A 23,105-nucleotide genomic window follows, 5' to 3' on the forward strand; every position below is an offset into this window, starting at 1 on the left:
TCTGTCCCGATCAGGATTTCACCCTTCCGAATGCAACTGGCCGGGCACTTCCCCGCGTATAGGTGATGCCTGTGCCCGCGTTCGCGGGCCCGGAGGACAGCGGCAGCTCAGAGGTACGGGAGAAAGAGATGGTCTCAGGCACGGTGGTCAGGGGCACGGCGCTCGGCGCGGCCCTGGTGTCACTGCTCGCGGTTCCGGCGCAGGCGGACGACAGGACCGCGGACCTCGCGCCGAAGGTGCCGCCTCAGACGGCACAGAAGCAGCAGACACCACAGGAGCCTCAGACAACACAGCGCGCGCGGCCACAGGGCGCCGGGGACGCCGCCACGGCGGCGGAGCGGATGCGGGCGGCGCTCGTGGAACAGGCGGCCGGGGCGCGGAATCTGACGCCGCCGGACCCGGGGGCGCTGCGCGACGCGCTGCGGGCCGCGCTCTCGCAGGGCGCGCCGGGCGCGATCGCCCGGATCGACGACGGGGCCACGGTGTACGAGGCGGCCGAGGGCGTCGCGGACCGCACGACACGGCGGGCGATCACCAACGAGGACCGCTTCCGGGCGGGCAGCACCACCAAGACCTTCACCGCGGTGGTGGTGCTCCAACTCGTCGACGAGGGGAAGCTCGCCCTCGACGCCCCGGTCAACGACTATCTGCCCGGCGCGGTGGACCCCCGGATCACCGTGCGCCATGTGCTCAGCCACCGCAGCGGTCTGTACGACTACCCCAACACCCTCTTCGCGCGTACCGTCCCCGGCTTCGAGGCGGTGCGGAACAAGGTCTTCACCAACCAGGAGCTGCTGGACCTCGCGGTGGCCCGGCCGCTGAACAACCGGCCCGGGGCCTCGTACGCGTACTCCAACACCAACTACGTCGTCGCGGGCATGCTCATCGAGAAGGCCACCGGGCGTCCCGTCGGCACCGAGTACCGGGAGCGGATCTTCACCCCGCTGGGGCTGGCCGGCACCTCCTACGTCCACCCCGCGACCGCGCTGCCGGGCCGACACACCCGGGGCTATCTGCGGCCCGACGAGGCCGGGGCGCCGCTCGTGGACTCGACCGCGCAGACGGCGTCCTGGGCGCAGAGCGCGGGCGCGATCATCTCCAGCACCCGTGACCTGAACACGTTCTACTCGGCCGTTCTCCAGGGGCGGCTGACCTCCGCCGCGCGGCTCGCCGAGATGCGCAAGTGGACGCCGGTGAACAGCACCCAGGCGTACGGTCTCGGGCTGCGCCGCCGCGATCTGTCCTGCGGGGTCTCGGCGTACGGGCACACGGGGGCGGTCCAGGGGTACTACACCTCCGCGTTCACGTCCGCGGACGGGAAGCGCTCCGTCACGGCCCTCACCAACACCTCCAACAACGCCACCGTGCTCAGCACGCTCGGGCGCACCCTGGAGGCGGCCTTCTGCGGCCCGGCGGCCCGGGCGGAGAAGGCCCCCCGGGGCGCGGAGCAGAAGCAGCGGAAGGCGGCGGGGACCGCGGCCGGACGCTGACCGGATCGGGTGTACGGCGCGGGCCCCGGCGGGGCGGGGGGTTCCGGCGGTCCGCCGCCGCGGGCACTCTGGTGGGTGGGCCCGCGCACGACCCGGCAGTGGCTCTCGGGCAGTGACCTCAAGGCGGTGACAGGCGCATGGCGACAGGTGCGACCGGTACGGCGACCGCGACCGGCACGGCGACGGCGACCGGTCCCGCGGTCCACGACTGGCGGTTCGACTCGGGCCGGATGTGCCTGGACCTGATGGCCACGGCGGGGCCGCCCGGGGTCGAGCCGCTGGCCGGGCCCGGTCGGCTCGGCCACTGGCTGACGGGTGCCGGGCTGGTGCCCGAGTCCACCCCGGTGGCCGCGGTGGCCGCCTGGGTGGACCGGTTCGTGGAGCTGCGCGGCTGGATCGACCAGCTCGTCCGGGCCCAGCTCGACGGCTGCCCGGACGGGGCCGCGCTGGACCGGGTCAACGCCCTGGCCTCCGGCGCGCCCCCGGCCGTCCGCGCGGTACGCGACGACAGCGGCGCGTTCGTCCGGGTGCTGGCCCGGCCGCCCGAGTGCGGGGCGCTGCTGGCGGCGGTGGCCCGGGACACGGTGCTGCTGCTGACCGACCCGGGCGCCCGGGGGCGGCTGCGGCAGTGCCAGGGGGAGAGCTGCCACCGGGTGTATCTGGACACGTCCCGCGGCCGGAGGCGCCGCTGGTGCTCCAGCGAGGTGTGCGGAAACCGGGAGCGGGTGGCCCGCCATCGGCGCCGCGCCGCCGCCCTGGCCCGTGCCTGACCCACCGTCACTCCACCCTCCCCACTACTGACTTGCAGGTCAGCGCGGTACCCCGAAGAATCCGTAACTTTTTCGCCCCCGGATTGAGTCGACGACCCCGTCCGCCCCGTAGAGATGGGCGACAGGTAAGTGGCAGAGAAGGCCGCCATCAGGGTCTCGACCGGGAGGTTCAGGTGCGCAAGGATGCCGCCGTGGCCGATGACCGTCCGCAGGGGATCAGGCATCGCAGCGAGAAGCCACGCAGCAATTCCTCGTTACCTGATGAGGATTTGATGCGAGCGCTGTATCGCGAACATGCGGGTCCACTGCTCGCCTATGTGCTCCGTCTCGTCGCCGGCGACCGCCAGCGCGCCGAGGACGTCGTACAGGAGACGCTCATCCGTGCCTGGAAGAACGCCGGTCAGCTCAACCGTGCTGCCGGCTCTGTCAGACCCTGGCTGGTGACGGTCGCGCGCCGTATCGTCATCGACGGTCATCGCAGCCGGCAGGCCCGGCCGCAGGAGGTCGACCCGTCGCCGCTGGAGGTCATTCCCGCGGAGGACGAGATCGACAAGGCGCTGTGGTTGATGACGCTCTCGGACGCGCTCGATGATTTGACCCCTGCCCACCGGGAAGTACTTGTCGAGACGTATTTCAAGGGGCGTACGGTCAGCGAGGCGGCCGAGACACTCGGCATACCCAGTGGGACGGTGCGCTCCCGGGTGTTCTACGCGCTCCGATCCATGAAGCTCGCACTGGAGGAGAGGGGGGTCACCGCATGACCATGCCCGAGCAGGAATCCGCGCATGACGCGGTGGGCGCCTACGCGCTCGGGATTCTCGACGACGCGGACGCCTCCGCCTTCGAGGACCATCTCGCGGGGTGCGAGACCTGCGCGGCGCACCTCGATGAATTCTCCGGGATGGAGCCCATGCTCGCGCTGCTGGCGGAGGCTCCCGTTCCGGCGGTCGCTCCGGCGCCGCCCGTCCCGCCGCCGGGCCTGGTGGCGCTCGCGGAGGCGCGCCCGGCCGCCGCTCCCGCCGGACTGCCCCCGGTGGCGACGGCCGTCACCCCGGGCCCCGGGCTGCTGGACGGGCTGCTGGACGAGGTCGCCGCCAAGCGGGCCGCCCGGCGCAGACGCGGGATGTATCTGGTCGCCGCGGCGGCGGCACTGATCATCGGCGGTCCGCTGGCCGTCGTCGCGGTCTCCGGCGGCGACGGCGACGGCGACCGGCGGAGCCACGCGCACACCGGCTCCCCCGCGAAGGACGCCTTCTTCAACGACATGGAGGACAAGTCCGCCGCCACCGACACGGCCACCCGGGTCCGCGCCACCGTCGGCACCGAGAAGAAGGGGTGGGGCACCCACGCCGTCCTGGAGCTGCGCAATGTCAAGGGCCCGCTGAAGTGCAGCCTGATCGCCGTCTCCCGCGGCGGTGAGGAGGAGGTCGTGACCTCCTGGGCGGTGCCGACGTGGGGATACGGCATCGAGGGCAGCCCCCGCGCCGTCTCCCGGGACCCGCTGTATGTGCACGGCGGCACCGCGATGTCCCGCGCGGACATCGACCGCTTCGAGGTCCGCACCTCCGACGGGAAGAAGCTCGTGGAGGTCGACGCCTGAGCCCGCCGGGCCCCGCCCGCCCCGGGCGCGCCGGGCCCGGCCGCCGGGTCCCGCGCGCCGCTCCCGCACCCCCGCCCCCGGCCGTCGGCGCCCCGTCCGGCCCGGCGGGGCACCCGGAGGGAGCACGGTGCGCCACCCGCGGGGCTCCACGCCTGACAGATTCTCCCCCTTCGCGTACGGTTGACGGCTGCCCAGTGCACGTCAGAAGGGGGCCCTGGTGGCCGCGCAGGAAGCCGCTGTCGACGCTGTCGACTCCGCCGATCCGACCCGGGAGGAGACCGTCCGGGAGGACAGATCCCGAGAGGGGGCCGAGGGCCGTGCCCCCGAGCCCGACGGGGACACCGTCCGGGACCGGGAGATCGCCATCGAGCAGACGCATCTCGACCGGGTCTACCGCCGTCTCGAAGAGAAGATCGGCGACGCCGAGTTCCTGATGCGGGACGCCGCCAAACTCGGCCAGGTCGGCACCCCCGGCGCCCTGGCCGAGCGCGACGCCCAGGTCTTCCGCGCGGGCGCCCATCTGTCCCGGCTGAACAACGAATTCGAGGACTTCCTCTTCGGCCGGATCGATCTGCTGCTCGGGCAGGACGGCAAGAAGGGCCCCGACGGCGCCTACACCTCGGTGGAACCCGCCGAGGACGCCGTGCGCCCCGACGGCAGCGCCGAGATCGCCGAGACCCTGCACATCGGCCGGATCGGGGTGCTCGACGCCGAGTACGCCCCGCTGGTCATCGACTGGCGGGCCCCGGCGGCGGCGCCCTTCTACCGCTCCACGCCGGTGGCGCCCGGCCGGGTGGTGCGCCGCCGGGTGATCCGCTCCAAGGGCCGCCGGGTCCTCGGCGTCGAGGACGATCTGATGCGCCCCGAGCTGACCGCCCGCCTCGACGGCCGGGAACTCCCGGTGATCGGCGACGGCGCCCTGATGGCCGCGCTCGGCCGGGCCCGCAGCCACACCATGCGGGACATCGTCTCGTCCATCCAGGCGGAACAGGACCTGGTGATCCGCGCCCCCGCCGCCTCCGTGACCCAGGTGGAGGGCGGCCCCGGCACCGGTAAGACGGCGGTGGCGCTGCACCGGGCCGCGTACCTCCTCTACCAGGACCGGCGCCGGTACGCGGGCGGCATCCTGATCGTCTCCCCGACCCCGCTGCTCGTCGCCTACACCGAGGGCGTGCTGCCCTCGCTCGGCGAGGAGGGGCAGGTCGCGATCCGCGCCGTGGGCCATCTGGTCGACGGCGCCGAGGCCACCGTCTACGACGAGCAGGCCATCGCCCGGATCAAGGGCTCGGCCCGGATGCTGAAGGTGCTGCGCAAGGCCGCCCGGGGCGCCCTGGAGCGGCCCCGGCCCACCGTGACGGTCCAGGACGGACAGCTCACGCTGGGGGAGGACACCCCCGGCACGCCCGAGCGGCTGCGCGTCGTCGCCTTCGGCCGCCGACTGGAACTGGAGACCGACGAGCTGCGGCGGATTCGCAACACCGCGCTCGGCGGCACCGCCCCGGTGAACCTGCTCCGCCCGCGCGCCCGCAGGCTGCTGCTCGACGCCCTGTGGTCCCGCTCCGGCGCCGCGGGCCGCCACACCGACCCCGAACTCGCCGCCGAGCTGCGCTCCTCCTTCGACGAGGACGTGACCGGCGAGGACAGCTTCCGGCTCTTCCTGGACGAGTGGTGGCCCGAGCTGACCCCCCGTGCGGTGCTCGCGGCGATGGCCGACGAACGGCGGCTCTCCCGCTGGGCCCGCCGGGTCCTCAACCCCGGTGAGGTGCGGCGGCTCGCCCGCTCCCTCAAGCGGGTCGGCCCGGACGGCACCGGTCCGCTCTCCGTCCACGACGTGGCCCTGCTGGACGAGCTGCACGCGCTGCTCGGCGCCCCCGCCCGGCCCCGCCGCAAGCGGGAACTCGATCCACTGGACCAGCTCACCGGTCTGGAGGAGCTGATGCCGCAGCGCGAGGAGTCCCAGCGGGAGCGCGCGGAGCGGCTGGCGGCCGAGCGCACCGAGTACGCCCATGTGATCGTGGACGAGGCCCAGGACCTGACCCCCCTCCAGTGGCGCATGATCGGCCGCCGCGGGCGGCACGCCACCTGGACGGTCGTCGGCGATCCGGCCCAGTCGTCCTGGCCGGAGCCCGAGGAGGCCGCCGAACTGCGGGACGAGGCCCTGGGCAGCCGCCCCCGCCGCCGCTTCCAGCTCACGGTCAACTACCGCAACCCCGCCGAGATCGCCGAACTGGCGGCGAAGGTGCTGGCCAGGGCGATGCCCGGGGCCGAGTCCCCGGTGGCGGTCCGCTCCACCGGGGTGGTGCCCCGCTTCGCCTGTGCCGTCGGCCGTCCGCTCGGCGAGACGGTGCGGGCCGAGGCGGAGCGCCTGCTCGACCGGGTGGACGGCACCGTGGGCGTCGTGGTCGCCATGAACCGCCGGGCCGAGGCCGCGCGCTGGCTCGCGGGGCTGGGCGACCGGGTGGTGGCGCTCGGCTCGCTGGAGGCGAAGGGCCTGGAGTACGACGCGACGGTGGTGGTCTGCCCGGCGGGGATCGCCGACGGGACGGCGGTCGGGCTGCGGGTGCTCTATGTCGCGCTGACCCGGGCCACCCAGGAGCTGACGGTGATCTCGGACGGGCGGGACGCGCCGGACGCGGACGGGGTGCCGGAGCTGCTCCGCGACTGACCCGGCGGCGGGCCCCGGGACCGGCCCGGCGGTCCCGGGGGGCCGTCCGGGTCAACACCGGGCTGACACGCTGTCAACCCGGCGCGGGGGAATCGCTTGCCGGGGTGGTTTGTTAGCCTGGGTGTGGCACCGGCCCGATCCAAGCCCCCGGGCCCAACCTTTGTCGCTTTGAGCGACCTTCCGCCGCGAGGCGAGCATGGCGGGTCGGTGTCACTACAAGCATTCCTTCAGGTCCATGCCACACCATCCGTGGCATGGACCTGTTCTGGTTTCCGGGGTGGCGCCCCGGGCGGGATCGGGCCGCGGTGGAACGGGTGTGCCCCGCTCGGTCCCCGGCGGGGCACACCCGTTCCATCACATGGAGTTATCTCGTATGGTGGAAAAGCTATTCCGGAAACAAAACGACCACTATTACCTGCTACTGGCAGGTAGGTGCGACCATCGGGAGAGCGTCCGCCGGGGTGCCCCCGCGCGGGCGCGTAGCAATGAAGCTAGGGAAAGCAGAGGAACCCGGTCATGGCAACGGCGCCCAGCGTCTCGTACTCGATGACGGTCCGGCTGGAGGTGCCCGCGAGCGGAACCGCGGTCTCCCAGCTGACCACGGCCGTGGAGTCCTCCGGCGGCTCGGTGACCGGTCTGGACGTCACCGCGTCCGGCCACGAGAAGCTGCGGATCGATGTGACGATCGCCGCGACCTCGACCGCCCACGCCGAAGAGATCGTCGAGGGGCTGCGCTCCATCGAGGGCGTGGTGCTGGGGAAGGTCTCCGACCGCACCTTCCTGATGCACCTCGGCGGCAAGATCGAGATGGCGTCCAAGCACCCCATCCGCAACCGTGACGACCTCTCGATGATCTACACCCCGGGTGTGGCGCGGGTCTGCATGGCCATCGCCGAGAACCCCGAGGACGCCCGCCGCCTCACCATCAAGCGCAACTCCGTCGCCGTGGTCACCGACGGCTCCGCCGTCCTCGGCCTCGGCAACATCGGCCCCAAGGCGTCGCTGCCGGTGATGGAGGGCAAGGCCGCCCTCTTCAAGCGCTTCGCGGGCATCGACGCCTGGCCGATCTGCCTGGACACCCAGGACACCGACGAGATCGTCTCGATCGTCAAGGCGATCGCCCCGGGCTTCGCCGGGATCAATCTGGAGGACATCTCCGCCCCCCGCTGCTTCGAGATCGAGGCGCGGCTGCGGGAGGCCCTGGACATCCCGGTCTTCCACGACGACCAGCACGGCACCGCGATCGTCGTGCTCGCCGCGCTGACCAACGCGCTGCGCGTGGTCGGCAAGACGATCGGTGATGTACGGGTCGTCATGTCCGGCGCGGGCGCCGCCGGTACGGCCATCCTGAAGCTGCTGCTGGCGGCCGGGGTCAAGCACGCCGTCGTCGCCGACATCCACGGTGTGGTGCACGCGGGCCGCGCCGACCTGGTCGACGCCGCGCCCGGCTCCCCGCTGCGCTGGATCGCCGACAACACCAACCCGGAGGGCGTCACCGGCTCGCTCCGGGAGGCCGTCGTCGGCGCGGACGTGTTCATCGGGGTCTCGGCGCCGAACCTGCTGGGGGCCGAGGACGTCGCCGCGATGGCCGATGGCGCCATCGTCTTCGCGCTCGCGAACCCCGACCCCGAGGTGGACCCGGCGATCGCCCGGCAGACCGCCGCCGTGGTCGCCACCGGCCGCTCCGACTTCCCCAACCAGATCAACAACGTGCTGGTCTTCCCGGGTGTCTTCCGGGGCCTGCTGGACGCCCAGTCCCGCACGGTGAACACCGAGATGATGCTGGCCGCGGCGAGCGCCCTCGCGGACGTCGTCACCGAGGACGAGCTGAACCCGAACTACATCATCCCGTCCGTCTTCAACGACAAGGTCGCCGGTGCGGTGGCCGGAGCCGTGCGGACGGCGGCGAAGGCCGCCGCGGCGGCCCCCGGGCCCGTCGAGGGCTGACGGACCGGCCGCCGCGCCCCGGGGGTTCCACGGCGCCCCAGGGGGCCCTGGACCGCCCCTGGGCCGCCCCGGGGGTTCCACGGCGTGGGGGCGGCCCTCCGGTCGCAGCCGCCCCGGCGGTCACGTACCGTAGCCCTTGGCCCCGGAATGATCACGGGGGCGCGGACCCCGCCCCGTGAGGGGCAGGAGCGCCGTTCCCCTGCTCCGGGCTCCGGCGCGTCGCGGGTCGCCGGTCCACCGCCGCCGATCTAGGGTGGCGGACCATGGCCCTGCGGCTCGAAGGAGCCCCGCCCGGTGAACGGAGTGTCACCACGATGTGGTAGTGGCGCTTTTCGTGTGACCCAGGCGGGTGCCGGATTGGCTTTCCCGCCGTTGGTGGGGGCAGGATGCTCACCCGAGGACCTGTCCTGGGGGAATCCCCCACCGGGCCAGGAGGATCTGATGCAGACCCTGGTCCGGGGAGTGTCAGAGGGCCCTGGCAGCATCGGCTTCGATCTCACGCCTCACAGGCAAGTAGAAATACGGGAGTAAGAACATGAACCGCAGTGAGCTGGTGGCCGCGCTGGCCGACCGCGCCGAGGTGACCCGCAAGGACGCCGACGCCGTGCTGGCAGCCCTCGCCGAGACCGTCGGAGAGATCGTCGCCAAGGGCGACGAGAAGGTCACCATCCCCGGCTTCCTGACCTTCGAGCGCACCCACCGTGCCGCTCGCACCGCGCGCAACCCGCAGACCGGCGACCCGATCCAGATCCCGGCGGGCTACAGCGTGAAGGTTTCCGCTGGGTCGAAGCTGAAGGAAGCGGCGAAGGGCAAGTAAGCTCCTCGGCCGGACCCGCGGGGACACCCCCGGGTTCTCCACTCGGCACCACCAGGGCGGCCGTCCCCACCGGGACGGCCGCCCTCGCCGTGCCCGGGGCTCCCCGCCGTGCCGCGCCCCTGAGGCCCGTGGACATGCCACCGCCCCGGACCGTCGGAACGGGCCGGGGCGGGGACAGCGGCCGGGAGGCGGCTCAGGCGCGGCTCAGAGGCCGGAGCCGGGCAGTTCTACCTTGGCCCCCAGGTCCACCAGCTTCGCCATGAAGTTCTCGTAGCCGCGGTTGATCAGGTCGATGCCGTGCACCCGGGAGGTGCCCTGCGCCGCCAGCGCCGCGATCAGATACGAGAAGCCGCCCCGCAGGTCCGGGATGACCAGATCGGCGCCCTGGAGCTTCGTCGGGCCCGACACGACGGCCGAGTGCAGGAAGTTGCGCTGGCCGAAGCGGCAGTCCGAGCCGCCCAGGCACTCGCGGTAGAGCTGGATGTGCGCGCCCATCTGGTTGAGCGCGGAGGTGAAGCCGAGCCGGGACTCGTAGACCGTCTCATGGACGATGGAGAGCCCCGCCGCCTGCGTCAGCGCGACCACCAGCGGCTGCTGCCAGTCGGTCTGGAAACCGGGGTGGACGTCCGTCTCCAGGGCTATCGCGTTCAGCGAGCCGCCGGGGTGCCAGAAGCGGATGCCCTCGTCGTCGATCTCGAACGCGCCGCCGACCTTGCGGTAGGTGTTGAGGAAGGTCATCATCGAGCGCTGCTGGGCGCCGCGCACATAGATGTTGCCCTCGGTGGCCAGCGCGGCCGAGGCCCAGGACGCCGCCTCCAGCCGGTCCGGCAGCGCCCGGTGGGTGTAGCCGGAGAGCCGGTCGACACCGGTGATCCGGATCGTCCGGTCCGTCTGGATCGAGATGATCGCGCCCATCTTCTGGAGCACGCAGATCAGATCCTCGATCTCCGGCTCCACGGCGGCGTTGGACAGCTCGGTGACACCCTCGGCGAGCACCGCCGTCAGCAGCACCTGCTCGGTCGAGCCGACCGAGGGGTACGGCAGCCGGATCTTGCAGCCGCGCAGCCGCTGCGGGGCCTCCAGGTACTGGCCGTCGTCCCGCTTCTCGATGCGCGCGCCGAACTGCCGCAGCACATCGAAGTGGAAGTCGATCGGCCGGCCGCCGATGTCGCAGCCGCCGAGCCCGGGGATGAACGCGTGGCCGAGCCGGTGCAGCAGCGGGCCGCAGAAGAGGATCGGGATGCGCGAGGAACCGGCGTGGGCGTCGATGTCGGCGATGTTGGCGCTCTCGACATGGGTCGGGTCGAGCACCAGCTCGCCCGGCTCCTCGCCCGGCCGGACGGTCACACCGTGGAGCTGGAGCAGCCCGCGCACGACCCGCACATCGCGGATGTCGGGCACATTGCGCAGCCTGCTGGGCTCGCTGCCGAGCAGAGCGGCGACCATGGCCTTCGGGACCAGGTTCTTGGCGCCGCGAACACGGATCTCGCCCTCCAGCGGGGTTCCGCCATGGACAAGCAGTACATCGTCTGTGCCGGTCATGAATCTCGCGTTCCGGAGGGTGTCCCCCCAGCGGAGCGAGGGGGAGTCGGGCAGGGGATCAGAGAAAAGGGTAAAGGGCCGCAGGCCCTGTCCTCACAGGGCGAGGAGCCTGTGTGACGTCATGAAACGGCTACAGCACGCTGGGTTCACGGCAGTTTGCGGAGTGTCACCTTCCGGATGGCCTCGGCGGCCCCGTTGAGCTGCGCCGCGGGGACGGCCGCCGGTCGGCCCCCGCGGCGGGCGAAGATGCGGGATCATGTCTCGCATGACCGAGGTGTCCTCGCTCACAGGGCGGCTGCTCGTCGCCACACCCGCCCTCGCGGACCCGAATTTCGACCGCGCGGTCGTCCTGCTGCTCGACCACGACGACGAGGGCACCCTCGGCGTGGTGCTCAACAGACCCACGCCGGTGGGGGTCGCCGACATCCTGGAGTCCTGGGCGGCGCTCGCCGGGGAGCCCGGTGTGGTCTTCCAGGGCGGACCGGTCTCGCTCGACTCCGCGCTCGGCGTCGCCGTCATCCCCGGTGACGAGGGCCCGATCGGCTGGCGCCGGGTGTACGGGGCGATCGGCCTGGTGGATCTGGAGACCCCGCCCGAACTGCTGGGCGCGGCCCTCGGCTCGCTGCGCATCTTCGCCGGGTACGCGGGCTGGGGCCCGGGCCAGCTCGAAGCCGAACTGGAGGAGGGCGCCTGGTACGTCGTGGACTCCGAGCCCGGTGATGTCTCCTCGCCGAAGCCGGAGAACCTGTGGCGGGCGGTGCTCCGGCGGCAGCGCAGCGAGCTGGCGATGTTCGCGACCTACCCCGACGACCCGTCCCTCAACTGACCCTCCCCCTTGCCGCCGAGCCGCCCTCCGGCCCGGGTACCCTTGGAGGTCATGAGCACTCTTGGTGAGCCCGAGCGCGGGACAGGGACGGGAACCCTCGTAGAGCCGACGCCGCAGGTGTCGCACGGCGACGGCGATCACGAGCGCTTCGCCCACTATGTCCAGAAGGACAAGATCATGGCGAGCGCCCTCGACGGCACTCCCGTGGTCGCCCTGTGCGGAAAGGTCTGGGTGCCGGGGCGCGATCCCAAGAAGTACCCGGTCTGCCCGCTCTGCAAGGAGATCTACGACTCGATGGGTCCCGGCGGCGGCAAGGACAAGGGCAAGGACGGCTAGGCCCCAGGCCCTGCCCGGCCGGGAGTGCCCGGCCCCGTACCCCGGTGACGGCCCGGGACGCGCGATCGCGCGTCCCGGGCCGTTTCGTGCTTTCCGCGCCCGTTCCGTACCCGTGCGCTCACATGGGGTTCCCCCGGACCGGTGAGCGTTGCACAGGATGCGTCGCCCGGTCACAGAGTGGTTGAGATCTCTTGTCGCGGCTGAGTGGCACCTCTAGTTTCTTCCCTGTTGTGCAGTACGAAACGTTCGTTGCAGATGCTGCAACAGCTACGCGTAGGGGACCTCGCATGAAGCTCAGCTCCCGTATCGCCGCATCCCTCTCGGCACTGGCGCTGGCGGGCCTCACCGCCACCGCGTGTGCCCCTCAGACCTCGGACAACAGCGCCGACAAGGACGAGAAGTCCGGAACCCTGCGGGTCTGGCTGTTCCAGGAGGTCAACAACGACCCCAAGAAGAAGGCCGTGGACGCGGCCGTGGCCGCCTTCACCCAGCAGCACAAGGACGCCCGGGTCGAGGTCGAGTACATCCCGGTCGAGACCCGCGCCCAGCGCATCAAGGCCGCCTTCAACGACCCCAAGAGCGCGCCCGACCTGGTCGAGTACGGCAATACCGACACCGCCGGCTATGTGAAGGACGGCGGACTCGCCGACATCACCGGAGAGTTCAACGCCTGGGGCGAGGCGAAGAACGCCGACCCCACCGCCGTCCAGGGCGTCACCGTCGACGGCAAGATCTACGGCGCGCCCCTCTTCGTCGGGGTCCGTGCCCTCTACTACCGCACCGACGTCTTCAAGGAACTGGGCCTCAAACCGCCCAGCACCCAGGACGAGCTGATCTCCACCGCCAAGAAGATCCGCAAGGAGAAGCCCGAGCTGTACGGCATGGCCGTCGGCGGCGCCTACACCTATGGCGCGATGCCCTTCGTCTGGGCCCACGGCGGCGACCTGGCCGAGGGCGCCTCCGGCTCCTACCGGGCGACGATCGACAGCCCGGCCGCACAGAAGGGCGTCGCCGCCTACACCTCGCTCTTCGGCGACGACAACTGCCCGGCCGCCAAGTGCGCGGCCATGACCGGCAACGCGGTCGTCACCGCCTTCGCGTCCGGCAAGGCGGCCATGGCCGTCGGCGGTGACTTCAGCCACCAGGCCGTCGAGGCGGGCGCGGTCAAGGGCAAGTACGCCGTCGTTCCGCTGCCCGGCCTCAAGAAGGGCGAGATCGCCCCGGCCTTCGCGGGCGGAAACAATCTCGGCGTGCTGAAGAGCAGCTCCCACCGCACCCTCGCCATCGACCTGCTCCAGCGGCTCGCGGGCAAGGAGAACCAGCGCGCGCTCTTCGACGCCATGGGCTTCCTGCCCACCTACAGCGATGTCCGCCAGGAGGTCGCCGCGAAGGAGCCGTTCCTCGGGCCCTTCGTGCAGACGCTCGGCGCGGGCGCCAAATTCGTCCCCGCCTCGCCCGGCTGGGGCCAGATCGACGCCTCCCAGGTGCTCCCGACCATGTTCCAGGAGATCGTCAGCGGCAAGAAGGACGTCGCGAAGGCGTCCGCCGACGCGGCGAAGAAGATGGACACGGCATTCCGCGACGCGGGCTGACGGTATGAAGCACTCCACGACAGACACCGGCCCCGGCGCATCCGGCGGCCCGTCCGGCACGGACACCGTGCCGGACGGGGCCGCCCCGCCGCCCGCCGCACCCACGCCGTCCTCGTCGCCCTCGGCCTCCTCGTCCTCCCCGGGGGACCGCCGCTCCGCGCGGCGCGGCGGACGCTGGACCCCCTGGCTCTATCTGGTGCCCGCCCTGGTCGTCCTCGCCGGACTGCTGGTCTACCCGATCTACCAGCTCGGCCTGATCTCCTTCCTCGAATACACCCAGGCCCAGGTCAGCGGGGGCGAGCCCACCACCTTCAAGGGACTGGACAACTACCGGACGCTGTTCGCCGACGAACAGTTCTGGCAGGTCCTCCTGGCGACGGTGGTGTTCGCCGCGGCCTGTGTGATCGCCACCCTCGCCGTCGGGTGCGCGCTCGCCGTGCTGCTCACCCGGATCAGGGCGGTGCCCCGGCTCGCCCTGATGATGGCCGCGCTCGGCGCCTGGGCCACCCCGGCCGTCACCGGCTCCACCGTCTGGGTCTTTCTCTTCGACCCCGACTACGGCCCGGTCAACCGGCTCCTGGGGCTCGGCGACCACTCCTGGACCTATGACCGCTTCAGCGCGTTCGCCCTGGTCCTCTTCGAGGTCGTCTGGTGCTCGTTCCCGTTCGTCATGGTGACGGTGTACGCGGGCATCCGGGCCATCCCGGCCGAGGTGCTGGAGGCCGCCGCGCTGGACGGCGCGTCCCAGTGGCGCATCTGGCGCTCGATCACCGCCCCGATGCTCCGGCCCATCCTCGTCGTCGTCACCATTCAGTCGATCATCTGGGACTTCAAGGTCTTCACCCAGATCTATGTCATGACCAACGGCGGAGGCATCGCGGGACAGAACCTCGTCCTCAATGTGTACGCGTACCAGAAGGCGTTCGCGTCCTCCCAGTACAGCCTGGGGTCCGCGATCGGTGTGGTCATGCTGCTGATTCTGCTGGCCGTCACCCTCGTCTATCTGCGCCTGCTGCGACGCCAGGGAGAAGAACTGTGAGCACCCCCAGCCGTCCCGGCCGAACCGGTCCGCTCCGCCTCCGCCGTCCCTGGCGGCTCGCGGCCGAGGCGTCCGCCCTGCTCGTCGCCGCCGTGGTGGCCTTCCCGCTCTACTGGATGGTGCTTTCCGCGGTCAAACCGGCGGGTGAGATCCAGTCGACCGAGGCCCGCCCCTGGACGTTGAATCCGACGCTGGATTCCTTCCGGCGCGTCTTCGAGCAGCAGGACTTCGGACGCTATTTCCTCAACAGTCTGTTCGTCGCGACGGTGGTCGTGGTGGCGTCGGCGCTGATCGCCTTTCTGGCGGCCACCGCCGTCACCCGATTCCGTTTCAAGTTCCGCACGACCCTGCTGATCATGTTCCTCGTGGCCCAGATGGTGCCCATCGAGGCGCTGACCATTCCGCTCTTCTTCCTGATGCGGGACGCCGGACAGCTCAATACCCTCTGGTCGCTCATCCTGCCGCACATCGCCTTCTCGCTCCCCTTCGCCATCTGGATGCTCAGGGGATTTGTGAAGGCGGTTCCCGAGGCGCTGGAGGAAGCCGCCTACATCGACGGCGCGAGCCGTACCCGTTTCCTCTGGCAGATCCTCTTCCCGCTGGTCCTCCCCGGTCTCGTGGCGACGAGCGTCTTCTCCTTCATCTCGACCTGGAACGACTTCCTCTTCGCCAAGTCGTTCATCATCAGCGACACCTCGCAGCAGACCCTGCCGATGGCGCTGTTGGTCTTCTTCAAACCCGATGAGAACGACTGGGGAGGAATCATGGCGGGCTCCACCATCATGACGATCCCCGTGCTCGTCTTCTTCGTCCTCGTGCAGCGGCGGCTCGTCTCGGGCCTGGGCGGCGCCGTCAAGGACTGAGCAGCACCGGAATCCGGGAAAAGACGGTCCCGCGCGCTCCCGCCGGAAAACGACCCGAGATCATATCGAGCATCACCGACATGAAGAACACCACGAAAGAACGCCATGAAGGGTGGCTGCCATGACTGCTGACGGGAACCCTCCGGATCGCCTTCCGGAGCTGATTCCGGCCCCGCTCTCCGCCGATGCCCACGAGGACGGCGGTTTCACCCCCGACATCCGGACCACCCTCCACGCGGGAGCGGGCACCGGCACGGCCGAGCGCTGGCTGCGTTCCACCGTCGGGGCGGCGCTCGGGCTGCCGCTGGCGCCCGCCGCGGAGCCCGGCGGCGAGAACTCCGTCACGCTGCTCATCGACGAGGACGTCCAGAACGTCCAGAACGCAGCGAACGGGGGAGGGCAGGCCGCCGAGGCGTACCGCCTCACGGTCACCGGCCGGGGCGTCGAGATCCGCGGCGGCGGCCCCGCGGGCGTGTTCTGGGGCGTCCAGTCGCTGCGCCAGCTCCTCGGACCGGAGGCGTTCCGCCGCGCCCCGGTCGCCCCCGGCGCCACCCGGACGCTCGCCGCGCGGACCGTCGTGGACGCCCCCCGCCTCGGCTGGCGCGGGGTGATGCTCGACGTCGGCCGGCACTTCACCCACAAGACCGACGTGCTGCGCTTCCTCGATCTGATGGCCGCGCACAAGCTCAATGTCTTCCACTTCCATCTCACCGACGACCAGGGCTGGCGCATCGAGATCAAGCGCTATCCGAAACTGACCGAGGTCGGTGCCTGGCGGACGCGGAGCAAGTGGGGACACCGCTACTCCGAACTGTGGGACGAGAAGCCGCACGGCGGCTACTACACCCAGGACGACATCCGCGAGATCGTCGCCTACGCCGCCGAGCGGCACATCCGGGTCGTCCCCGAGATCGATCTCCCCGGCCACTCGCAGGCCGCCATCGCCGCCTACCCGGAGCTGGGCAACACCGATGTCGTCGACACCGCGTCGCTCACCCCCTGGGACAACTGGGGGGTCTCCCCGAACGTCCTGGCGCCCACCGAGCACACCCTGCGCTTCTACGAGGGCGTGCTCGAAGAGGTCCTCGACCTCTTCCCCGCCGCGACGTCCCCGTTCATCCACATGGGGGGCGACGAGTGCCCCAAGGACCAGTGGAAGGCGTCCCCGGCGGCCCAGGCCCGGATCGCCGAACTCGGCCTGGCCGACGAGGACGAACTCCAGTCCTGGTTCATCCGCCACTTCGATACCTGGCTCGCCGCGCGCGGCCGTCGCCTGATCGGCTGGGACGAGATCCTGGAGGGCGGGCTCGCCCCCGGCGCCACCGTCTCCTCCTGGCGCGGCTACGCGGGCGGCATCGCCGCCGCCGAAGCGGGACACGATGTGGTGATGTGTCCCGAGCAGCAGGTCTATCTGGACTTCCGTCAGGACGGCGGCCCGGACGAGCCGATGCCCATCGGGTACATCCGCACCCTGGAGGACGTCTATCGGTTCGAGCCGGTTCCACCCGGTCTGTCGCCCGAGGCGGCGGCCCATGTCCTCGGCACCCAGGCCAATGTCTGGACCGAGGTCATGCACGACCGCTCCCGGGTCGACTACCAGGTCTTCCCGCGGCTCGTCGCCTTCGCCGAAGTCGCCTGGTCCGCGCTGCCGCCGTCCGGGGAACGCGACTACGCGGACTTCTCCCGGCGGATGGCCGTCCACTACCGGCGGCTGGACGCCCTGGGTGTCGACTACCGGCCCCCCGGCGGCCCCCTGCCCTGGCAGAAGCGGCCCGGTGTGGCCGGGTTCCCACGGGAGGGCGCGCCTCCGAACGTGTGAGCCGGTGGCCAAGGCCGTGTCCACCGCCCCGGACTCTGGGACGGTGGACCGGTCATGAGGAACAAGCCGCACAACACCGTCAACGCCCTTGAAGCCAGGCATTGCACCTGTCATGCCCAAGAGATGGCAAAACGGGTCGTCACTACAGCAAGGACGCATCCGACGCGGATGCGTCCTTGCCGGACCCTCGCGCCGGTGCGTCCGGAAGATGTGCCAGAGTTGCCCCGTCCGGCCTGTGAGCACGTACGGTACGGCAACACAGGCGGGATGGCCGGACACCGGGAAGGGGCCGCTGGGTGACCACGCACGCACCGCAGACGACGCGGTCGGTGACGCTGCCGACCTCGCTGGACGAGGCCGTGGCGGCCCTGACCGCCATGCCCGCCGCCGTGCCCATCGCGGGCGGCACGGACCTCATGGTGGCCGTCAACAAGGGCCGGTTGCGCCCGGCCGGACTCGTCGGACTGAGCCGGATCAGTGAGATCCGCGGCTGGCGTTACCAGGACGGCCACGCCCTCCTCGGCGCCGGGCTCACCCACGCGCGCATGGGACGCCCCGACTTCGCCGCCCTCATCCCCGCGCTGGCCGCGTCCGCGCGCGCCGCGGGACCCCCGCAGATCCGCAACGCGGGCACCCTGGGCGGCAATATCGCCTCCTCCGCGCCGACCGGCGACACGCTGCCGGTGCTGGCCGCGCTGGAGGCCGACCTCATCATCGCCGGACCCGGCGGGGCGCGCCGCGAGATCCCCGTCGCCCAGCTCCTCGCCGGGCGCGACATGCTGGCGCCCGCCGAGCTGATCGGCTACGTCCGGGTACCGCTGCTGCACGCGCCCCAGGTCTTCCTCAAGGCCACCGGGCGCACCGGCCCCGGGCGGGCCACCGCGTCGGTGGCCGTCGTGCTCGACCCGGCGCGGCGCGGGGTGCGCTGCGCGGTGGGCGCGATCGCGCCGATGCCGCTGCGGCCCCTGGAGGCCGAGCAGTGGATCGCCTCGTACATCGACTGGGACGGCGAGCGCGGGCTCGCGGGGGAGGCGCTGGTGGCCTTCGGCGAGTACGTCGCCGCCGCGTGCATCCCGGACCCGCCGCCCGCCCCGGCGGGGATGGAACAGCCCGTTCACCCACCGGCCGTACTGCATCTGCGGCGCACGGTCGCCGCGCTGGCCCGGCGTGCGCTGGGGAGGGCGCTGTCATGAGCGACGAGACCAACCCGCAGGGGGCCCGGCAGGCCCCCCAGCAGCCCCAGGGGGAGGGGCACCCGGCACCGCACGGCGTCTGGCAGCCGACCCCGCAGGGCGAGTACGACTACGACGCCACGGCCTTCGTCCAGTTGCCGCCCGAGGAACTGCTGGGCGCCGCCGCGCCGCTGGAGGCACCGGGGCACGACTTCGTCCCGCCGATGATCCTGCCGCTGACCCCGGCGGCCGAGCCGCAGGTGCCCGCCGAGTGGCGGGTTCCGCACGACACCGGGCAGCTCCCGGCCCACCCGGGCCAGGGCTGGCCCGAGCCCGCCGACCACCACCGCGCGGGTGAGCCGCACCCGATGGCGCAGCACGGCGCGGAGGTCCACGGGGTGGGCCCGCACGCGACCGACGGCCACGGGCTCTCGGTGCACACGGCCGACGGCCACGGTCTGCCGGTGCATGCGGCCGCGGACGGACCCGGGCCGCGGGGCGACGGCGCGGGCGGCCGGGGGACGGCGCTCCACGGGGCCCCCGGGGTCAACGGGGTCAACGGGGTTCCGGTGGCCCTTCCGTACGGCACCGACGGCCACGGTGCGCCGGTGCACGGCGCCGGGGCGGAGGCCGGGGACCCGAACGCCACCGAGCAGTGGCTCTTCCCCGAGGCGGTGCAGCAGCAGGCCGCCGACACGGCGGACATGACCGGACAGTGGACCATCCCCGTGGCCCGCGGTGACCTCCCGGACGAGACCGGCGAGTTCACCACCTCCATGCTGAAGGAGCAGTGGAACACGGCGCCCACCACGCTGCCGGGGGGCGCCGCCGCCCCCTGGACGGTGGAGCGCCCGACTCCCGCACCCGTGGTACCGGCCGCCGTGCCGCCGCCCCCGGCCGCCGCCGTGCCGACCGCTCCCGACGGGACGGTCGAGGCGGTCGAGGCCGCTGTGGCGAGCCCGGTGGCACCGGTGGCGCCCCCGCCCGGGGAACCGGCACGGACCCACGCCGCCCCGGCCCCGGCACCCGCCCCGGCGGCACCCGCCGCGCACCCCGGAACGCCGGTCGCGCACGAGCCCGTCCCGCCGTCGCCGGAGCCCCTGCCGGAGCCCCACGCACAGCCCCACACCCAGCCGGAGAACCAGCCGGAGGCACAGGCCCCGGTGGCCGCCGGGCCGGAGCCCGTCCCCGTCCCCGTTCACGTCCCCGCCGTTCCCGTTCCCGTTCCCGTTCCCGACGGGTACGAGCACGGGCGGGAACAGGAGGCCGTGTCCGCTCAGACGGAGGCGGCCGAGGCACGCGACACCACCGGGACCGCCGAGGTCCTGGAGGCACCTGAGGCCGTCGAGGCGGAAGCCGTCGGGACGGCCGACACCGAAGAGGTCCCGGCACACCGGCCGCACCCCGCTCCGTACGAGGCCGCTCACGAGCCCGGTCCCGTCGCGCCGCCCGACGCGTCCGCCGTGCCCGACGCGACCGATGCGGCCGAGGACTTCGGCGACCCGGCGGCCGTCGCCCCCGTCCCCCCGGAGGCCGCCCCGGACGCGGACCGCCCCCAGGTCCCGGCGCAGGCACCCGACCCGGCCGCGGCCGTCGCGGGACCGCCCTCCGCCCAGGCCCAGGAACACCCGCTGACCTCCTACGTCCTGCGGGTCAACGGCGCCGAGTGCTCCGTCACCGACGCCTGGATCGGGGAGTCCCTGCTCTATGTCCTGCGGGAGCGCCTGGGCCTCGCCGGTGCCAAGGACGGCTGCTCGCAGGGCGAGTGCGGCGCCTGCAACGTCCAGGTCGACGGGCGGCTCGTCGCCTCCTGCCTGGTGCCCGCCGCGACCACGGCGGGCTCCGAGGTCCGCACCGTCGAGGGACTCGCCGCGGGCGGCGAACCCTCCGACGTCCAGCGGGCGCTGGCCGCCTGCGGAGCCGTCCAGTGCGGCTTCTGCGTCCCCGGCATGGCGATGACCGTCCATGACCTCCTGGAGGGCAACCACAGCCCCACCGAGCTGGAGACCCGCCAGGCCCTCTGCGGCAACCTCTGCCGCTGCTCCGGCTACCGCGGGGTGCTCGACGCCGTCAGCCAGGTCGTCGCCGAGCGCGAGGCGTCCGCCGCCACGGCGGAAGCGGCGGCGGAGGCGGCGGAGGGAAGCGCCGGGGCCCCCGCCACCCCCCTCCCGGATGCCCGCATTCCGCACCAGGCGCCCCCCGGCGCCGGTAGTGTGCAGCCCCACCCGCACGACGGAGGCATGGCGTGACCAACGACGCGGCCACCACCGCGACGACCCGGACGGCTCCCCCCCATCCCCTGCCGGAGGAGCCCGCCCACGGACTCGGGGTCTCCCTCCCCGCGGCCGACGCCCGGGCCAAGACCGAGGGCACCTTCCCGTACGCCTCCGACCTGTGGGCCGAGGGCCTGCTGTGGGCCGCCATACTGCGGTCGCCGCACCCCCACGCCCGGATCACCGCCATCGACACCTCCGGCGCGCTGGAGATGCCGGGGGTCCGCGCGGTCGTCACCCACGAGGACGTCCCCGGCGACCGCTGCTACGGCAGGCGGATCGCCGACCGGCCCGTCTTCGCCTCCGACCTGGTGCGCCACCACGGCGAGGCGATCGCCGCCGTCGCCGCCGAACACCCCGACACCGCCCGGCTCGCCGCCGCCGCCATCACCGTCGAGTACGAGGTGCTGGAGCCGGTCACCGACCCCGAGCAGTCCTTCGCCGCCGAACCGCTCCACCCGGACGGCAACCTCGTCCGCCATATCCCGCTGAGCTACGGCGACCCCGACCTCACCGGCGATGTCGTGGTCGAGGGCCTGTACCGCGTCGGCCGCCAGGACCCCGCGCCCATCGGGGCCGAGGCCGGGCTCGCGGTGCCCCGCCCGGACGGCGGCGTCGAGCTGTACGTCGCCTCCACCGACCCGCACACCGACCGCGATCTGGCCGCCGCCTGCTACGGGCTGGAGCCCGAGCGGGTGAAGGTCGTGGTGACCGGCGTGCCCGGCGCCACCGGCGACCGCGAGGAGCACGGCTTCCACCTTCCCCTGGGGCTGCTGGCGCTGCGCACCGGCTGCCCCGTCAAGCTGACCGCCACCCGCGAGGAGTCCTTTCTCGGCCACTCGCACCGCCATCCGGCGCTGCTGCGCTACCGCCACCACGCGGACACCGAGGGCCGGCTGCTCAAGGTCGAGGCACAGCTCCTGCTGGACGCGGGCGCGTACGCGGACACCTCCGCCGAGTCGCTGGCCGCCGCCGTCGCCTTCGCCTGCGGCCCCTATGTGGTCCCGCACGCCTTCATCGAGGGCTGGGCGGTCCGCACCAACAACCCCCCCTCCGGCCATATGCGGGGCGAGGGCGCGATGCAGGTGTGCGCCGCGTACGAGGCCCAGATGGACAAGCTCGCCGCGAAGCTGGGGCTCGACCCCGTGGAGCTGCGGCTGCGCAATGCGCTGGCGACCGGGGACATCCTCCCCACCGGCCAGACCGTGACCTGCCCCGCCCCGGTGGCCGAACTGCTGGAGGCTGTACGGGACTTCCCGCTGCCGCCGCTGCCCAAGGACTCGCCCGAGGACGACTGGCTGCTGCCGGGCGGCCCGGAGGGCGCGGGCGAGCCCGGCGCGGTCCGCCGGGGCGTCGGCTACGCGCTGGGCATGGTCCATATGCTCGGCGCCGAGGGGGCCGACGAGGTCTCCACGGCCACCGTCAAGGTCCACGACGGCATGGCCACGGTGATCTGTGCGGCCGTCGAGACCGGCCAGGGCTTCACGACGCTCGCCCGGCAGATCGTCCAGGAGACCCTGGGCATCGACGAGGTGCACGTCGCCGCCGTCGACACCGATCAGCCCCCGGCGGGGCCCGCCGCCCACGGCCGGCACACCTGGGTCTCCGGCGGCGCGGTCGAACGGGCCGCGAAGATGGTCCGGACGCAACTGCTCCAGCCGCTGGCGCACAAGTTCGGGATGTCGACCGAGCTGCTCCAGATCACCGACGGCAAGATCACCTCGTATGACGGGGTGCTCTCCACGACCGTCATGGAGGCGATGGACGGCAAGGAGCTGTGGGCGACCGCACAGTGCCGTCCGCACCCCACCGAGCCGCTGGACGAGAACGGCCAGGGCGACGCCTTCGTGGGGATGGCGTTCTGCGCCGTCCGCGCGGTGGTCGACGTGGACATCGAGCTGGGGTCGATCCGGGTGGTCGAGATGGCGGTGGCCCAGGACGTGGGGCGGGTGCTCAACCCGGCGCAGCTCGCCGCGCGGATCGAGGCGGGCGTCACCCTCGGGGTCGGCACCGCGCTCACGGAGAACCTGCGGACCGCGCGCGGAGTGGTCCGGCACCCGGACCTGACCGGGTACGCCCTGCCGACCGCGCTGGACGCGCCCGACATCCGCATCGTGAAGCTGGTGGAGGAGCGGGACGTCGTCGCCCCCTTCGGCGCGAAGGCGGCGAGCGCCGTGCCCGTGGTGACGTCCCCGGCGGCGGTCGCGTCGGCGGTGCGGGCCGCGACGGGGCGCCCGGTCAACCGGCTGCCGATCCGGCCGCAGGCGGCGGTCGCGCCGCCGACGGTCTGAGCTGCGGGCGTCCTGCCGGACGGCCGTGCGCCGGTTCGCGGCGGCGGTTCGCCGGGCGGGTTC

17 protein-coding genes are annotated in these 23,105 nt (G+C 72.6%); 16 read left to right on the forward strand and 1 reads right to left on the reverse strand.

What is annotated here, in order from left to right; genetic code table 11:
- Window positions 1–128: 128 nt before the first annotated feature.
- The 7 genes from CRV15_RS18095 (at window position 129) to CRV15_RS18125 (ending at window position 9,289) form a co-directional block, all read left to right on the forward strand.
- A complete protein-coding gene (locus CRV15_RS18095) occupies window positions 129–1,490 on the forward strand; it encodes a serine hydrolase domain-containing protein (protein WP_106428633.1) in 1,362 nt (453 codons plus the stop codon).
- Window positions 1,491–1,627: 137 nt separating this feature from the next.
- On the forward strand, window positions 1,628–2,260 hold the full coding sequence (locus tag CRV15_RS18100) for a CGNR zinc finger domain-containing protein (protein WP_003960650.1): 633 nt from the start codon (window positions 1,628–1,630) through the stop codon (window positions 2,258–2,260).
- 173 nt (window positions 2,261–2,433) lie between these two features.
- Window positions 2,434–3,021, forward strand: a complete 588-nt coding sequence (locus tag CRV15_RS18105) for a sigma-70 family RNA polymerase sigma factor (protein ID WP_003954772.1) — start codon at window positions 2,434–2,436, stop codon at window positions 3,019–3,021.
- The gene (locus tag CRV15_RS18110) at window positions 3,018–3,860 is read left to right on the forward strand and encodes a zf-HC2 domain-containing protein (RefSeq protein WP_003954773.1); all 843 of its coding nucleotides are present in this window, start codon (window positions 3,018–3,020) and stop codon (window positions 3,858–3,860) included. Before CRV15_RS18105 ends, CRV15_RS18110 begins: the two co-directional genes overlap by 4 nt.
- Before the next feature lie 364 nt (window positions 3,861–4,224).
- Entirely contained in the window at window positions 4,225–6,525 is a 2,301-nt protein-coding gene (locus CRV15_RS18115; RefSeq protein WP_003954774.1) for a HelD family protein, read from the forward strand.
- 516 nt (window positions 6,526–7,041) lie between these two features.
- Complete coding sequence (locus CRV15_RS18120) at window positions 7,042–8,472, forward strand: NAD-dependent malic enzyme (RefSeq protein ID WP_003960648.1); 1,431 nt, start codon at window positions 7,042–7,044, stop codon at window positions 8,470–8,472.
- A gap of 535 nt (window positions 8,473–9,007) precedes the next feature.
- Window positions 9,008–9,289: an HU family DNA-binding protein gene (locus CRV15_RS18125; RefSeq protein WP_003954777.1), complete on the forward strand. Its 282-nt coding sequence runs from the start codon at window positions 9,008–9,010 to the stop codon at window positions 9,287–9,289.
- 204 nt (window positions 9,290–9,493) lie between these two features.
- Here the strand turns inward: CRV15_RS18125 and murA are convergent, their stop codons facing one another.
- Complete coding sequence (murA, locus tag CRV15_RS18130; protein ID WP_003954778.1) at window positions 9,494–10,831, reverse strand: UDP-N-acetylglucosamine 1-carboxyvinyltransferase; 1,338 nt, start codon at window positions 10,829–10,831, stop codon at window positions 9,494–9,496.
- Window positions 10,832–11,096: 265 nt separating this feature from the next.
- On the opposite strand from murA, the gene CRV15_RS18135 reads away from it, so the two are divergent.
- The 9 genes from CRV15_RS18135 (at window position 11,097) to CRV15_RS18175 (ending at window position 23,042) form a co-directional block, all read left to right on the forward strand.
- Window positions 11,097–11,657, forward strand: a complete 561-nt coding sequence (locus tag CRV15_RS18135) for a YqgE/AlgH family protein (RefSeq protein WP_009996325.1) — start codon at window positions 11,097–11,099, stop codon at window positions 11,655–11,657.
- A gap of 51 nt (window positions 11,658–11,708) precedes the next feature.
- Window positions 11,709–11,993 (forward strand): DUF3039 domain-containing protein, encoded by a 285-nt coding sequence (locus tag CRV15_RS18140; protein WP_003954780.1) that lies wholly within the window; start codon window positions 11,709–11,711, stop codon window positions 11,991–11,993.
- 287 nt (window positions 11,994–12,280) lie between these two features.
- Window positions 12,281–13,585 (forward strand): extracellular solute-binding protein, encoded by a 1,305-nt coding sequence (locus CRV15_RS18145; RefSeq protein ID WP_003954781.1) that lies wholly within the window; start codon window positions 12,281–12,283, stop codon window positions 13,583–13,585.
- 4 nt (window positions 13,586–13,589) lie between these two features.
- Window positions 13,590–14,624: a carbohydrate ABC transporter permease gene (locus CRV15_RS18150; RefSeq protein WP_003960646.1), complete on the forward strand. Its 1,035-nt coding sequence runs from the start codon at window positions 13,590–13,592 to the stop codon at window positions 14,622–14,624.
- The gene (locus CRV15_RS18155; RefSeq protein ID WP_003954783.1) at window positions 14,621–15,487 is read left to right on the forward strand and encodes a carbohydrate ABC transporter permease; all 867 of its coding nucleotides are present in this window, start codon (window positions 14,621–14,623) and stop codon (window positions 15,485–15,487) included. The genes CRV15_RS18150 and CRV15_RS18155 overlap by 4 nt, the downstream gene beginning before the upstream one ends.
- Before the next feature lie 121 nt (window positions 15,488–15,608).
- Window positions 15,609–17,306, forward strand: coding sequence for a beta-N-acetylhexosaminidase (locus tag CRV15_RS18160; RefSeq protein WP_003960645.1), 1,698 nt, complete (start codon window positions 15,609–15,611; stop codon window positions 17,304–17,306).
- A 296-nt stretch (window positions 17,307–17,602) separates the two neighbouring features.
- Window positions 17,603–18,499: an FAD binding domain-containing protein gene (locus tag CRV15_RS18165; RefSeq protein WP_003954785.1), complete on the forward strand. Its 897-nt coding sequence runs from the start codon at window positions 17,603–17,605 to the stop codon at window positions 18,497–18,499.
- Complete coding sequence (locus CRV15_RS18170; RefSeq protein WP_003960644.1) at window positions 18,496–20,727, forward strand: (2Fe-2S)-binding protein; 2,232 nt, start codon at window positions 18,496–18,498, stop codon at window positions 20,725–20,727. Before CRV15_RS18165 ends, CRV15_RS18170 begins: the two co-directional genes overlap by 4 nt.
- A complete protein-coding gene (locus tag CRV15_RS18175; protein WP_003954787.1) occupies window positions 20,724–23,042 on the forward strand; it encodes a xanthine dehydrogenase family protein molybdopterin-binding subunit in 2,319 nt (772 codons plus the stop codon). Before CRV15_RS18170 ends, CRV15_RS18175 begins: the two co-directional genes overlap by 4 nt.
- Window positions 23,043–23,105 lie beyond the last annotated feature (63 nt).

Origin of the sequence: Streptomyces clavuligerus, from assembly GCF_005519465.1 — a bacterium.
Taxonomy (GTDB): Bacteria; Actinomycetota; Actinomycetes; order Streptomycetales; family Streptomycetaceae; genus Streptomyces; species Streptomyces clavuligerus.